We start from the raw sequence: 14,327 nt of genomic DNA, 5'->3' as shown, positions 1-14,327 counted from the left end.
TTAACTTCTTCTGAAAAGTCCTAACACTTCTACAGTTTCTGTAATATTAACGAATGCATTCGGGTCGATTTCAGAAATTGTTAGTTTCATACTTGCTAATTCTTCACGAGAAACGACGGTCATAAGTACACGCTTTTTCTCGCTTGAATAAGCACCTTCGCCATCAAGTAACGTTATTCCACGTACAACAGTTGAAAGAAGTTGTTTTTTCATTTTTTCTGCTTCATTTGTTACAATCATAAGTGTAACTTTACGATGTTTTGTATGAACAGCATCAATTACTTTACCAGTTACATAAATTGAAAGTAAGCTTGTAAGTGCAACATCCCAGGTGAAGAAGAATCCTGCGATTATTACAACGACTGCATTTAAAATAATAAGGAATCCGCCAAGTTTAATGTCTCGCTTGCGGGATAAAAGCATACCGATAATATCAAATCCACCAGTGGATCCATTACAGTTAAAAACAAGACCAATACCAGCTCCGGCGATTACACCTCCGAAGATAGAAGATAACAATGGATCTGTTGCTACGACTTTTACTGGAACGTAGTATAATGCAACAGATAATACAACTACAGAGACAACTGTGTTAAAAATTACTTTTTTTCCAAGACCTATGTACCCTAAAATAAGGATAGGTAAGTTTAATACAAAGTTAATAATGCCTGTGTTTACAGGGGTTACAATCCCTAAAATAATAGCAATTCCGCCAATTCCACTACTTAAAATTTTGTGGGGGATAAGGAAAAGATTAAAGGCAACCGCAATAATAATAGAACCGATAATAACACCAAGGAATCTGACCATTTCTTTCCCGTCCTTCACTGAAAAATTCATATTATTTCAAGATTATATATGATATTGAAAGTTTTGGGTAAAAACAGTTTATTTAGGTAAATTAGATTAATCAAAAGAATTTGAGTATTTTATCATTTGAAAGGGGATACAGTTGTGAAGATAAAAACATATCAACAGAAAAGCCCGTTGAAGCAAGAATGTGAGGATTCTTATTTTTGTAATAAAGAAAAAAAGATTTATGGTGTATGTGACGGTGCAACACCACTTGTCCCGTTTCGTGATGAAAAGGGACATAATGGAGCATACATCGCTTCGCATTTATTTGCAAGTTATTTTACTGCATTACGAGAGAATCATAGTTTACAATTTGCAGTTGCCAAAGCAAATGAAGTATTGCAAAGCAAAATGTTAGAATATGAAGTAGACACGAGAAAAAAAGAGCATTTGTGGTGCACATGTATCGCGGCAGTCCAAATAGTTGGTGAGAAAATTGAATATGCGCAGCTTGGGGACTGTATGATTGTCGCAACTTTTCAAAATGGAACGATGCAAGTATTAACGAAAGACACAGTTGAAGGAATTAGTAAAAGAGCAAAAAAGAAGAGGGAAGAAGATCGTAAAAAAGGGTTATCTGTACCAGAAGAATATGTTTTTCAAGATGTTCGAGAACAGTTAAAATACAATCGTTATCTTGCAAATATGCCAAATGGTTATTCAGTTGCAAATGGAATGAAAGAAGCGATACATTATTTACAACATGGTGAATTACATACAGATGAAGTGAGTGGGATTTTTATTTGTTCAGACGGGTTATTTCACCCAGATTGGTCATTAGAACAAACTGTTGCATATATAAGAAAGAATAGTATAAACGAATATATAGCAATTATTGAAGAGCTAGAAGCGGAAAAGAGAATAAGGCCAGATGATAAAACGATTATTATGATTGATTTTTAAGAGGAGGCAGTTCAAATGGAAATTAAACGTGTCAATCTAACATTTCAAGATGAATTAGTTCCTTTAGAAAAAGTAAACAAACTGATTATTCACCATACAGCTGAAGATGGATGGGACGTGTATAAAACGCATGAATTTCATCAAACTGTAAGGGGGTGGAGCGGAATTGGTTACAACTATTTTATCGAAAAGGATGGAACTGTAGTGGAAGGGCGAGGTTTACATATTGGAGCGCACGCGAAAGACCATAACCGTCATACAATTGGAATATGTATGACGGGAAATTTCGATAAATACGATCCCACTCCCCCGCAAGTGAATGCATTATATTCTTTATGCAAAATGTTTATGAAGCAATTTGCTATAAAGAAAGAAAATATACTAGGTCATAGGGAGTTAGAAGGAGTTACAAAAAGCTGTCCTGGTAATCGTTTTTCTATGGTAGAGTTAAGGAAGATATTATCTTAAATATAGAGGAGTAACAACGATGATGAATATAAAAATACCAAATGATAAAAAAGAAGAGCTTGTAGCGCAAATTCAGCAATTTTTCATGGAAGAAGATCTAGATGAAATTGGGCGTTTCCAAGCAGAGCGTTTAATAGAAGAAATGATTAAATTAGTTGGACCATTTGCATACAATCAAGCAATTGGAGATGCAAGAAAGCTTGTAAGTGAGAAATTAACGAATATGGAAGAAGATTTATACGTGTTAGAGAAAAATGAAGGGAAATAAAAAAAGAGCCGATGGGCTCTTTTTTATTTTTCTTTCTTATGTTCCTTATATTCATGTACTTTTTCTTTCACATTACCAACTGTATCTTTAGCAGTGCCTTTCACCTTATCCCATTTTCCTTCAGCTTGTAATTTCTTATTGTCAGTTACTTTCCCAACAACTTCTTTTACTTCACCTTTTACCTTATCAATGGCACCTTCTACTTTTTCTTTTAAACCATGATCATGTTTAGTCATACATTTCTCCTCCTTGTAGTTTGATTAGAATTCTCTTTTCATATTGCAAGTTGAATGATGTATCTAGTAATAGCGTAACAAATCTAGTTTGAATATTCAAATGATTAATAGGGTAGAAAAGGAATTGTCATAAAATGTTTAAAAATGTAACGGAAGGAGAAATAAAGTAAATTATAATATGTCTTTTGCGGTCCATATTGATTTTGTATAAGCGATTTTCATGTGAGCACGTTCCATGTTATTTTGACTGCCGCTACCGAACCTTGCTTGTCCAACTATTAAAGTACAATTGGATTCAATAGCTTTCTTAATTCGTTTTTGAATTAATGCAGTATGACAGCCTTTACGCTGAAATTCTGGCAAAGTAGCAGAAGCAGCTAATGATGCGACACCCTTATTTATATACAGGACACCAATACCAGCAGGGATATTTTGAACTTCAGCTATGAAAAAATGCCACCCTGGTTCATTGTAAAGAATTTCATTATTTTGGCGCACGCTATCTTTTGTAAAGGATGGCATATTAAATCCACGTACATAAATGTCTGCAAAAATATCAAACTCATTTTCTTTTAGTTTTCGTATTGTAATATTAGAAGGAAGAAGTGATGAACCCTCTCTCGGTATACTATACAAAGCAGTATGGAAGCTAGATTGATAAAACCCTTTTTGAGATAAGTATTGAAATAATTCAGTTGTACCTTGTGCTGGGGTAATTTCAAAACGACAAGGGATTTGTAGTGATTCATAATAAGAAATGATTGCATCAATCGCATCTGCATTTGTAATACCTTTTACCGTATTAAAAGCTGGACCAGCAATTATTTTTGATGAAAAGGCAGTGGCGCTACCGAATTTTTTCATTTGCACTTGCATTGGGTTTCCGCTTATTGTTTGTAGTCTCTCTAATCTAGAAGAGAGCATATCAATTTCTGCATTTTCAATTTCTGTTGCTATATCGAGTGTCATAACAGTAGTCATAAAATTCCTCCGTTAATAAATATATTTCATAGTACATATACGATTTTTGTTTTGAGATTCCTGTTGAAATGTGAGAGAATAAGAGGTTTTTTGGAAGGGAAATGGAAGTGAGCTGTCGAAGGGAGTGGAAACAGATTAAAGGTGGTGCTCTCATGAAACAAAAAACCGTGCAGACATGCTCTAATTGTGGTTCTCAAAACATAGGAGAAGGTGAGTTTGTCGGATATGCACAAATACGGAAAAAGGAAACGATGTTCACATCTTCACCGGTGGATGCTTATATTTGTACAGATTGCGGGAATATCCTTCTATTAAAAGTACGACATTATGAAAAGTTTAAGCAGAAGCCGTTATGATTATTGAAAAGTGTTTTTATTAAAGAAGCTAATAGGAGTAATATTTTACATATATATGAATATGCCTTATATAAAGAGATGACAACATATACTGTGTGGGATGCTTATTAATCGTTGCACAACATACAAAAATATATAGAAGAAATTGTGAATTAATATGAGAAAGAAAATTAGCCCTTCTTGGAATATTTCATATCGAAAACTCCTTTAAATGAATAAGGGAGTTTTTATTTTTTGTAACAATAATTACCTTTAATTGTTATAATTTGTTATTGGAATGAAATGTTTGATTAATGTCATAATCGTAGAAGAAAACTAGCTAAATCGTATGAAAAACCGCTATATAACACAATCGCAACCGTAAGTTGACAAAGTGCAACTGCAGGAAGATAGAGATAAGGGCAATGTTTACATACAATTTAGGTAAGAAAACAAAGGGGGACACACATATGGGATTTGGTGAAAAGCTTTTTAAATTAAGAAAGGAAAAGGGCCTTTCTCAAGAAGCATTAGCTGAAAAATTAAACACAACAAGGCAAGCGGTTAGTAAATGGGAAAACGGTCAAGGTTTTCCTGAAACTGAAAAGTTAATAATGATTGGAAATGTATTTGAAGTATCACTCGACTATTTATTAAAAGAAACTGCAGAGCAAAGTAATGAAAATGTGGATGGCTATTACGTAAGTCAGGAAATGGCAGAAGGGTATATAGTGTATGGGCAAAAGATTTCAAAATATATAGCGTTAGGGTTTAGCTTGCTCATTTTATCTACAATACCGTATTTACTATTTAAAGAAAATGCAACAATGTCGACATTCCTTGTCATTATCATTGCTGTTCTTGGAATTGGAGCAATGATGGTGCCTGCAACGATAGAAGAGAGTCGATACAATGTATTGAAAAAAGAAGAACTACTATTTGATCAAAACTTTCTAAAAGAATTGACAAAAAGATATGCGATTATTAAGAAGAAGTATGCCGCAGTGATGATTGTTGGATTTTGTTTTATTGCCGCAGGCGCAATACCGTTTTTGTTTGAGGAAAAGCATATCACTTCAGGAGAATTAGTGCAGTATTATCCGTACTGTGTTGTACTTATTGCTATTGGAGTTTATCTTTTTGTTCGTGTTATAGGAGTGTGGGAGATGTATCGAATTTTAGTAGAAAATAAAGAATATAGCAATCGTATTATTTTCAAACTAAAAAAGAAAGTGAGAGAAAAAGTGGATAATTTTTAATAGGAGCAAACATACTTTTATGAAAAGTTAAGATAGGAGTGAAATGATGTCAAACATTCTAGAAATTAAAAATTTAAGTAAATCATTTGGAAACAAAATTGTTTTAAAAGATGTTACATTCAATGTGCCATCAGGGTCAATAGTGGGATTCATTGGTGACAATGGGGCAGGTAAATCAACAACATTTAAAACAGTACTAGAATTAATTTCTAAAGATAGTGGTACAGTGAAAATATTTGGTGAAGAAAATATAAATAAAGATGCCAAGAATAAGGAGAAGATTGGATTCGTATTTGATGCTATGAATCTCCCGGCTCATCTTACAATAAAACAACTAAATAAGGTTTTTGAAAAGATGTTTGAATCTTGGGACAGAGAAAATTTTTACCGATTAGTTCATTCTTTCTCTTTACCTACTAATCAAAAAGTAGGTAGGTTTTCCCGTGGAATGTCGATGAAACTATCTATAGCTGTTGCATTGTCGCATAATGCCAAATTGTTAATCCTAGATGAAGCGACGGGAGGTCTTGATCCTTCATCTAGGGAGGAGGTATTAGAGGAATTAAAAAGTTTTGTGAATAAAAGTAACGGTGGTATATTACTTTCTTCACATATTATGAGTGATGTAGAAAAAATAGCTAGTCACCTTATTGTGATAAAAGATGGAGAAATTTTATTGAATGAAGAAAAGGATAAAGTTTTGGACAATTATGCCATTGTAGATGTTGATGAGGAACAACTAACTTTAATCAACAAAGATATAGTTGTGGTGAAAAGGAATAATGGTTCTTATTTCAATGTACTTGTATCAGATGTGCATAAACTACCAAATGGGATTGCTCATAGAACCATTTCACTAGAAGAAATAAGTGTTTTATTAACAAGGAGTGAAAAATAAATGAAAGGTTTATTATTGACAAACTACTATCTAGTGTATCGAACTTTCTTTATGTTCATGGGAATGGCGATATTAGGATCGGGATTTGTTTTTTATTTTGGTAATGCTTCAATGTACCGTTTAATTGCTACATTCATTATCTTATTTGCTGCGATTCCTGCACTTGAAGTTATTAAGTATGAGAGTAAGTCGGGTTATGAAAAATATGTACTTACTTTACCGGTTACTAGAAATAACATTGTACAAAGTCACTACCTTTTCTATTTTTTAGTTGTAATTATTGGTACTTTATTATCGTATGGCATATTTTATGTACATGGTTTAGTATCAGATATACCAATTGATGATGATATATTTAAGAGTGTTTCTTTAGGGACGTTCATCATTCTTAATGCCGGAGCAATAGCCTATCCACTTCTCTATGTTTTTGGAGCAGAAAAATCTGATGCTATTACAATTGGAGGCGCATGCGGGGGGCTTGTTACTTATTTTGGATTACAAAGTGTTATTGGTTATCTAATAGAACAATTTCCAATATCAAATTTAAATTCATCTGTATACGTTTCAATGCTATATACAATATTTGGTGTTATCATATATATCTTTTCTTTTGTTATTTCGGTATTTATATATTGTAAGAAAGAATTTTAATATGTTTTCACTTGGTATTTTCTGAATTATTTCCAAAGAAATAATTCAGAAAATACAGAAAAATGTCGTAATCATTTGCGGAAGTCTGTTATAATAAACGAAAAAATGAAAACGTTTTAAAGGGGGATATAACCAATATGATGATGAATGTACCGCTAACAATTAGTTCTATGATGGAAAGAGCAGAAAAGTTATTTTCAAAGAAAGAAATTGTTTCTCGCACACATGATACCATTACGACATTAACGTATAAGCAGCTAGGAGAAAGGACGAGAAGACTTTCTAGTGCGTTAAAAAAGCTTGGGATTAAGGAAGGCGAACGTGTAGGAACGTTAGCGTGGAATCATCATCGACATGTGGAGGCGTATTTTGCTATTCCTGGTATTGCTTCCGTTTTACACACAATTAATATTCGTTTATCTCCTCAACATATTTCATACATTATTCAGCACGCAGAAGACCGAATTCTACTTATAGATGAAGATCTCGTACCGCTTGTTGAAAATATTCAATCACAATTATCAACTGTACAAGCTTACATTATTATGACTGATAAAGATGAACTCCCAAACACTACGCTGAAGCCTGTATATCATTATGAAAAGCTATTAGAAGAAGGCGATCCCAATTTCCAATTTGTAAAAGATATTGATGAAAATACACCAGCTGGTATGTGTTATACGTCAGCGACTACAGGAAATCCGAAAGGTGTTGTATATACGCATCGTAGTACTGTACTGCATTGCATGGCACTCGGTTTAGCGGATACAGCTGCTTTATCGGAAAGTGACGCGGCGATGGCAATTGTACCGATGTTCCATGTGAATGCTTGGGGACTTCCTTTCGCTGCTACTTGGTTTGGATCAAAACAAGTTCTTCCAGGACCGATGTTTACGCCGAAAATTTTATTAGAAATGATCCAATCTGAAAAAGTGACGTTAGCTGCCGGTGTGCCGACAATTTGGCTCGGTGTATTACAAGAGTTAGAAAATAATAGTTACGATTTATCTAGTATGACGAGAATACTATGCGGAGGTGCAGCGGCGCCGAAAAGTGTTATTAAAGCATTTGAACAGAAACATAATGTTCCGTTCATACATGCATATGGTATGACTGAAACGAGTCCACTCGTAACACTTGCACGTTTAAAAAGTTATGAAACGGAATTATCGTATGAAGAGCAACTAGAAATTCGCTCCAAACAAGGGTATCTTGTCCCTGGTGTAGAGATGAAAGTAGTCGGTACAAATGGTGAAGTGAAGTGGGACGGTACGGAGATGGGAGAACTATGTTTACGAGCACCTTGGATCGCTGAAAGCTATTATAACGATGATCGTACTGTCGAAGGTTTTCGCGATGGATGGTTATATACTGGTGATGTTGTCACAGTGGATGAGGAAGGTTGCGTGAAAATTGTTGACCGTACGAAGGATGTTATTAAAAGCGGGGGAGAATGGATTTCTTCGGTCGATCTTGAAAATGCTTTAATGGCACATGATGCTATATTTGAAGCGGCTGTCGTTGCAGTTCCTCACCCTCAGTGGCAAGAGCGACCAATTGCCTGCGTTGTTCAAAAGAAGAATAGTACGGTTACAAAAGAAGAAATATATGAGTTTTTAAAACCACAGTTTGCGAAGTGGTGGTTGCCAGACGATATTGTCTTTATGGAAGAAATACCGAAAACATCTGTTGGGAAGTTTTTAAAACAGGCGCTTCGGAAAGAACTGGAGCATTTGCATAGAGAGAAATAAGTGAACTTCTATTTGTAAACTCTAATACATTAATGGTTGACAAAAGAGGAGTGGAAAGATAATATAATTTTTGTAATATGTTACCTAAAATAAATTTTAAGTTTACAAATAGGAGAAGCAAATATGAATACAAAAAACTTAGTTTTTGTCGCTTTATTTAGTTCTATTATGGGAGTGTTAGGGTTAATACCTCCGATTGCTCTTTCTATTACACCAGTTCCAATTACATTGCAATCACTCGGTGTTATGCTTGCGGGTGGGTTGTTAGGATCACGTCTAGGTGCGTTAAGTCAGCTTATTTTCTTACTTATTGTAGGAGTTGGAGCACCATTGCTTGCTGGTGGACGCGGTGGCCTTGGTGTATTTGTTGGACCAAGTGCAGGATATTTACTTGGTTACATCATTGGGGCGTTTGTTATTGGTTATTTAATTGAGCGTTTACGTGAAGTTTCTATTATAAAAGTATTATGTATTAATATAATTGGTGGTATTTTCGTAGTTTATGTATTTGGTATTACTGTACAAGCGTTCTTAATGGATGTTTCTGTATGGGAGACAATGAAAGTGAGTGCTGTGTTTTTACCAGGGGATTGTATAAAAGCAATTATTGCGGCAGTTCTCGTAACAAAATTACATCGTTCATTGAAACATATTATTACGCCCGCTTTAAAGAATGGAAAATATACAAATGCGGGATGATAAAGGGAAGAAACACGTTAATTGCGTGTTTCTTTTTATTATTATTGTAAAGAAAGGACGTCTCATATGGGGATTACAAAAGAATATAAAAAGCATGCCTCTTTACAACCAAATAAAATAGCGATAAAGGAAAATGATAGAGTTTTAACATATAAAGAGTGGTTTGAATCAGTTTGTAAAGTAGCAAGCTGGTTAAATGAAAAAAAATCGAAGAATAAAACGATAGCAATCCTATTAGAAGATCGTATAGAGTTTTTACAACTATTTTCTGGTGCCGCTATGGCCGGGTGGGTTTGTGTTCCGTTAGATATAAAGTGGAAACAAGATGAGCTCAGAGAAAGAATTGAAATTAGTAATCCGGATATGATTGTGACAGAACGATATAAGGTGAATGATCTATTGGATGAAGAAGGAAGAGTAATTGAAATTGATGAGTGGAAAAGAATGATAGAGAAATATCTTCCTACATATTCCACTGTAGAAAGTGTACAACATGCTCCTTTTTATATGGGATTTACATCAGGATCAACAGGAACAGCAAAAGCATTTTTACGTGCACAGCAATCGTGGGTTCATAGTTTTGATTGTAATGTACATGACTTTCATATGAAAAGGGAGGATTCAATTTTAATAGCTGGGACGCTCGTTCATTCTCTTTTCTTATACGGGGCAATAAGTGCATTATATGTAGGACACACAGTGCACATTATGAGAAAGTTCATTCCGAATCAAGTATTAGATAAGTTAGAAACTGAAAATATATCGGTTATGTATACAGTTCCGACAATGCTTGAATCTTTATATAAAGAAAATAGATTAATAGAAAATAAAATGAAAATTATTTCATCAGGAGCGAAATGGGAAGCTGAAGCGAAAGAAAAAATAAAGAATATATTTCCTTATGCGAAAAGATATGAATTTTATGGTGCATCAGAGTTAAGTTTTGTAACAGCACTAGTCGATGCAGAAAGCGAAAGAAGGCCAAATTCAGTAGGAAAACCTTGTCATAATGTGCAAGTTCGAATATGTAATGAAGCAGGCGAAGAAGTACAAAAAGGTGAAATAGGAACTGTTTATGTGAAAAGTGATCAGTTTTTTATGGGATACATAATAGATGGGGTTTTAACACGGGAGTTGAATGCAGAAGGTTGGATGACAGTGCGAGATGTAGGCTATGAAGATGAAGAAGGCTTTATATATATTGTTGGTAGAGAGAAGAATATGATTTTATTTGGAGGAATCAATATTTATCCAGAAGAAATAGAAAGTGTATTACATGAACACCCAGCTGTTGATGAAATAGTTGTAATTGGTGTGAAAGATAGTTACTGGGGTGAAAAGCCCGTCGCGATCGTAAAAGGAAGTGCTACGAAACAACAATTAAAGAGTTTTTGCTTACAGAGATTATCCTCTTTTAAAATACCGAAAGAATGGCATTTTGTAGATGGAATACCTTATACAAATAGTGGGAAAATCGCTCGTATGGAAGCAAAAAGTATGATTGAAAACCGGGAGAAAATATATGAATAGAGCAGTCATTGTAGAGGCGAAAAGAACACCTATTGGTAAGAAGAATGGGATGTTAAAAGAGTATGAAGTTCAGCAATTAACAACGCCGCTTCTTACGTTTTTAAGTAAAGGGATTGAGAGGGAAATAGATGATGTCATATTAGGTAATGTTGTTGGGCCAGGAGGGAATGTTGCGAGACTATCTGCTTTAGAGGCGGGACTTGGCTATCATATTCCTGGTGTAACGATTGATCGGCAATGTGGTGCTGGTTTAGAAGCAATTCGAACTGCGTGTCATCTCATTCAAGGCGGGGCAGGTAAGTGTTATATCGCCGGGGGAGTAGAGAGTACAAGTACGTCACCTTTTCAAAAAAGAGCACGATTTTCACCTGAAACAATTGGTGATCCTGACATGGGAGTAGCGGCTGAATATGTTGCGGAGCGTTATAATATAACGAGAGAAATGCAAGACGAGTATGCTTGTCTTAGTTATAAGCGGACACTGCAAGCGTTAGAAAAAGGATATATACATGATGAAATATTTTCTTTTAATGGATTATTAGATGAATCTATAAAGCCAGAAATGAATTATGAACGAATCATTAAAAGAACAAAGCCCGCATTTTTACAAAATGGAACAGTGACGGCAGGTAATTCATGTGGTGTAAATGATGGGGCATGTGCTGTTCTTGTAATGGAAGAGGGACAAGCTCGAAAGTTAGGTTATAAACCTGTCCTTCGTTTCGTTCGTAGTGCTGTAGTGGGAGTGGATCCCAAGCTTCCAGGGACTGGTCCGATATTTGCGGTGAACAAATTATTAAACGAAATGAATGTAAAAGTAGAGGACATCGATTATTTTGAAATAAATGAAGCATTCGCCTCAAAAGTTGTTGCTTGCGCAAAAGAGTTACAAATTCCGTACGAAAAAGTAAATGTAAATGGTGGAGCAATTGCGCTCGGTCATCCGTACGGTGCATCTGGTGCTATGCTTGTAACACGTTTGTTTTATCAGGCTCAAAGAGAGTCTATGAAATATGGAATTGCTACATTAGGAATTGGAGGCGGGATAGGGATGGCGCTATTATTTGAGAAAATAGAAGACTAGCGAGGTAACTAGTTTTCTACTTTTTGAGGAACATAAACATTACTACCAGGCTTCGCTTTCATTTCGTTCCAAGCAGCAATCGCATCAGCTTTTGCTTTCCCTTTATTATTTGGATCTTCGAAAAAGTCACGAGTAAAGCGATTGTATTCAAATTGTGCACCGATAGTTGTTTTGTATGTAGGGTCTTTTTTCGTTCGTTTTCTTCATGCCAAAAAGCTATCGCGTCTTCATATGTTTTTCCAACATTCTCTTTGAAAAATTTTTGAAGAGCTACTGTAAAGCTGAAGTTTGTTCCGATTTTTTCTTTGAAAAAAGCACGAACATCTTCGCTACAGCGGTGATTGTTAGTAATAATCGTTTGAAGAGAAAGGTCTTTATAGGATAGGGAAGCTTTACTCACCTTTTGAACAGAGCTGTTTTTTAATATTTTACCAGTAGTTAAATAATGTGAGATACAATCGGTTATTTCGATCTTAGAGCCACTAGCTGGCAACCCATTCTCACGACAAAATGTTTGGAGTTCTGCTTTTAGCCAATAATAGTTTTGGAAATCTTCAATTGATATAGACTTTGTTAAAGGTGGACGCATGAATGTAACAACTACTTTCTTCCATAATTTTCTTCAATTATAAAACATATGTTCTTTTTATGGAAGGGTTAATTTGTAAATATAATGGGAAGAGGAGATTGCATATGGAAAATGTAATGCAAGTTCGTGTTACAGGAATTTTAATTGAAGATGAAAAGGTATTGCTAGTAAAGCAAAAAGTGGCTAATCGAAATTGGTCTTTACCTGGAGGAAGAGCAGAGAATGGCGAAACGTTAGAGGAAGCAATGATTCGAGAAATGAGAGAAGAGACAGGGTTAGAAGTTAACATTCAGAAGCTACTCTATGTTTGTGATAAACCAGATGCTCGCCCGTCTTTATTACATATAACATTTTTGCTTAAAAGGATTGAAGGTGAAATTATGCTACCTTCTAACGAGTTTGATCATAATCCAATTCATGATGTGCAAATGGTGCCGATTAAAGATTTAGGTCATTATGGTTTTTCGGAAACTTTTATCAATCTTATAAGTGAAGGTTTTGTAAATGCAGGGAGTTATCAAGGTTTGAAACAAAATATAGGTCTGTAAATATAGGGGAAGGATAGCCGTTCGCTATCCTTCATAACATGTTTTAAACTGCTGACTGTAAAGAAGAAACAAGCTGATTTAAAAATTCATCTCCGCTCATAATTGCTTTCCCGCCACCGCGAGCACTCTTCTTATTTCCGCCACCTTTTCCTTCGATTGTAGGAAGAGCGTCTTTTAAAAGAGCATTCATATCGAGTGATACTGATTTTCCGCAAGCGAGAATACATTGTAGTTTGTCATCATTTTCGATGACGAAATACGTAATTGCTTGCTCTTGTTGTTCTGTAATAATAGCGGAAAGCTTTGCAATTTCTTGCATAGAACGATTTGTAAATACTTTAGAAATAAGTATGCCGGCATGTATTTCCGTAGGGTGTTGAAGTAGTTCATTTGCCTCTGCAAATAATAATTTTTCATTCATTGTTTGTATTGCTTTTTCGTTTTCTTTTTGAGAAGTAAGCAGTTGCGCCACTTTTGTTGGAATATCAGTTTCGCTACTGCTTAATTGTTTGGAAACATTCTTCATAATTTGTTGTTGCTGCCCTATTAATTTAAGTGTGCGCCAGCCAGCGATAAACGTTAAGCGTATACCACCTTTATTGCGCTCCCATCCTAGTACTTGAATAGGACCAACTTCACCAGTTCGTTTCGGATGCGTTCCACCACAGCCGTTGTAGTCAAAGTTTTCGATCATAACAACGCGTATATTTTCTGTCATAGTCGGTTCTTTACGAAGGGGCAACCTTTTCGCTTCTTCTAAGTTCATCCACTGGATGCGGATTGGATGGTTTTCAAAAACAATTTTGTTTGCAATTTGTATTGCTTTTTCAACCGTTTCTGCATGAAGATTTTCTGTTTCTAAATCAATTGTTACTGTTTCTTTACCAAGATGGAATCCAATTGTAGGCATGTTAAAATGGTCCCAAAAGGCAGCAGATAAAATGTGCTGAGCCGCATGTTGCTGCATATGATCAAAACGGCGCTCCCAATTGATTTTACCTTCTATGTCTTCTGTATGTAATTGTTCTGCAATGTAATGACGAATTTCTCCGTTTATCTCTTCTACATTGATTACATTGATATCATTTAATGTACCAGTATCATATGGTTGTCCGCCACCTGTCGGATAAAATGCTGTTTCATTCAAAACAACGTATAAGTTACCGTCTTTATCATAATCTTGCTTTATAATTTTAGTAGTAAAGTCTTGCTTATAAGCGTCAGTGTAATATAATTTGTGCTCCAATTTTCTTTCTCCTCTCGCATTAACTA

The 14,327-nt window shown here is 35.1% G+C and carries 16 protein-coding genes and 2 pseudogenes; 13 read left to right on the top strand and 5 right to left on the bottom strand.

All coding sequences use genetic code 11. The features are described 5' to 3' along the window. Window positions 1-810 (bottom strand): YitT family protein, encoded by an 810-nt coding sequence (locus ACTFR3_RS05640; RefSeq protein WP_000251344.1) that lies wholly within the window; start codon window positions 808-810, stop codon window positions 1-3. A gap of 126 nt (window positions 811-936) precedes the next feature. Between ACTFR3_RS05640 and ACTFR3_RS05635 the strand changes: the two genes are divergently transcribed. From ACTFR3_RS05635 to ACTFR3_RS05625, 3 genes are read left to right on the top strand one after another with little or no spacing between them, the layout of a single operon-like run. Further along, a complete protein-coding gene (locus tag ACTFR3_RS05635; protein ID WP_002026192.1) occupies window positions 937-1,758 on the top strand; it encodes a protein phosphatase 2C domain-containing protein in 822 nt (273 codons plus the stop codon). Window positions 1,759-1,773: 15 nt separating this feature from the next. Next, window positions 1,774-2,226: a peptidoglycan recognition protein family protein gene (locus ACTFR3_RS05630; protein ID WP_000404002.1), complete on the top strand. Its 453-nt coding sequence runs from the start codon at window positions 1,774-1,776 to the stop codon at window positions 2,224-2,226. A gap of 19 nt (window positions 2,227-2,245) precedes the next feature. After that, entirely contained in the window at window positions 2,246-2,494 is a 249-nt protein-coding gene (locus ACTFR3_RS05625; RefSeq protein ID WP_000981066.1) for a DUF2164 domain-containing protein, read from the top strand. 23 nt (window positions 2,495-2,517) lie between these two features. Here ACTFR3_RS05625 and ACTFR3_RS05620 read toward each other — a convergent pair whose 3' ends face one another. Then, window positions 2,518-2,730 carry a CsbD family protein gene (locus tag ACTFR3_RS05620; RefSeq protein WP_000160410.1) on the bottom strand — a complete coding sequence of 71 codons (213 nt, stop codon included), beginning with the start codon at window positions 2,728-2,730 and terminating at the stop codon, window positions 2,518-2,520. Between the two features lie 171 nt (window positions 2,731-2,901). Then, window positions 2,902-3,711, bottom strand: coding sequence for a GNAT family N-acetyltransferase (locus ACTFR3_RS05615; RefSeq protein ID WP_000214341.1), 810 nt, complete (start codon window positions 3,709-3,711; stop codon window positions 2,902-2,904). 152 nt (window positions 3,712-3,863) lie between these two features. Between ACTFR3_RS05615 and ACTFR3_RS05610 the strand changes: the two genes are divergently transcribed. From ACTFR3_RS05610 to ACTFR3_RS05570, 9 genes and pseudogenes are all read left to right on the top strand, one after another. Further along, the gene (locus tag ACTFR3_RS05610) at window positions 3,864-4,067 is read left to right on the top strand and encodes a hypothetical protein (RefSeq protein ID WP_000810948.1); all 204 of its coding nucleotides are present in this window, start codon (window positions 3,864-3,866) and stop codon (window positions 4,065-4,067) included. Between the two features lie 3 nt (window positions 4,068-4,070). Further along, window positions 4,071-4,175 (top strand): annotated as a pseudogene (locus ACTFR3_RS05605) (GNAT family N-acetyltransferase); the annotation flags it as partial. A gap of 341 nt (window positions 4,176-4,516) precedes the next feature. Continuing rightward, on the top strand, window positions 4,517-5,305 hold the full coding sequence (locus tag ACTFR3_RS05600; RefSeq protein ID WP_000505616.1) for a helix-turn-helix domain-containing protein: 789 nt from the start codon (window positions 4,517-4,519) through the stop codon (window positions 5,303-5,305). A 46-nt stretch (window positions 5,306-5,351) separates the two neighbouring features. Then, the gene (locus ACTFR3_RS05595) at window positions 5,352-6,203 is read left to right on the top strand and encodes an ABC transporter ATP-binding protein (RefSeq protein ID WP_440044239.1); all 852 of its coding nucleotides are present in this window, start codon (window positions 5,352-5,354) and stop codon (window positions 6,201-6,203) included. After that, window positions 6,204-6,854, top strand: coding sequence for an ABC-2 transporter permease (locus ACTFR3_RS05590; protein ID WP_000677368.1), 651 nt, complete (start codon window positions 6,204-6,206; stop codon window positions 6,852-6,854). 137 nt (window positions 6,855-6,991) lie between these two features. After that, window positions 6,992-8,605, top strand: coding sequence for a long-chain fatty acid--CoA ligase (locus tag ACTFR3_RS05585; protein WP_000980172.1), 1,614 nt, complete (start codon window positions 6,992-6,994; stop codon window positions 8,603-8,605). 123 nt (window positions 8,606-8,728) lie between these two features. Continuing rightward, window positions 8,729-9,304 carry a biotin transporter BioY gene (locus ACTFR3_RS05580; RefSeq protein WP_001093334.1) on the top strand — a complete coding sequence of 192 codons (576 nt, stop codon included), beginning with the start codon at window positions 8,729-8,731 and terminating at the stop codon, window positions 9,302-9,304. A 66-nt stretch (window positions 9,305-9,370) separates the two neighbouring features. Further along, the gene (locus ACTFR3_RS05575; protein WP_440044238.1) at window positions 9,371-10,834 is read left to right on the top strand and encodes an acyl-CoA synthetase; all 1,464 of its coding nucleotides are present in this window, start codon (window positions 9,371-9,373) and stop codon (window positions 10,832-10,834) included. Beyond that, window positions 10,827-11,918 (top strand): acetyl-CoA C-acyltransferase, encoded by a 1,092-nt coding sequence (locus tag ACTFR3_RS05570; protein ID WP_001078004.1) that lies wholly within the window; start codon window positions 10,827-10,829, stop codon window positions 11,916-11,918. Before ACTFR3_RS05575 ends, ACTFR3_RS05570 begins: the two co-directional genes overlap by 8 nt. Before the next feature lie 8 nt (window positions 11,919-11,926). On the opposite strand, the pseudogene ACTFR3_RS05565 reads toward ACTFR3_RS05570, so the two are convergent. Next, window positions 11,927-12,507: pseudogene (locus ACTFR3_RS05565) on the bottom strand (DUF6434 domain-containing protein). 104 nt (window positions 12,508-12,611) lie between these two features. Between ACTFR3_RS05565 and ACTFR3_RS05560 the strand changes: the two are divergent. Next, a complete protein-coding gene (locus tag ACTFR3_RS05560; RefSeq protein ID WP_440044237.1) occupies window positions 12,612-13,055 on the top strand; it encodes an NUDIX hydrolase in 444 nt (147 codons plus the stop codon). A gap of 43 nt (window positions 13,056-13,098) precedes the next feature. Here ACTFR3_RS05560 and ACTFR3_RS05555 read toward each other — a convergent pair whose 3' ends face one another. After that, the gene (locus ACTFR3_RS05555; RefSeq protein ID WP_017656351.1) at window positions 13,099-14,301 is read right to left on the bottom strand and encodes a serine-tRNA(Ala) deacylase AlaX; all 1,203 of its coding nucleotides are present in this window, start codon (window positions 14,299-14,301) and stop codon (window positions 13,099-13,101) included. Between the last annotated feature and the right edge of the window lie 26 nt (window positions 14,302-14,327).

It is taken from the genome of Bacillus cereus group sp. MYBK14-1 (assembly GCF_051916885.1).
In the GTDB taxonomy this organism is placed as follows: domain Bacteria; phylum Bacillota; class Bacilli; order Bacillales; family Bacillaceae_G; genus Bacillus_A; species Bacillus_A cereus.
The sequence above is the reverse complement of the archived record's forward strand: the minus strand, read 5'-3'. Positions and strand labels throughout refer to the sequence as shown.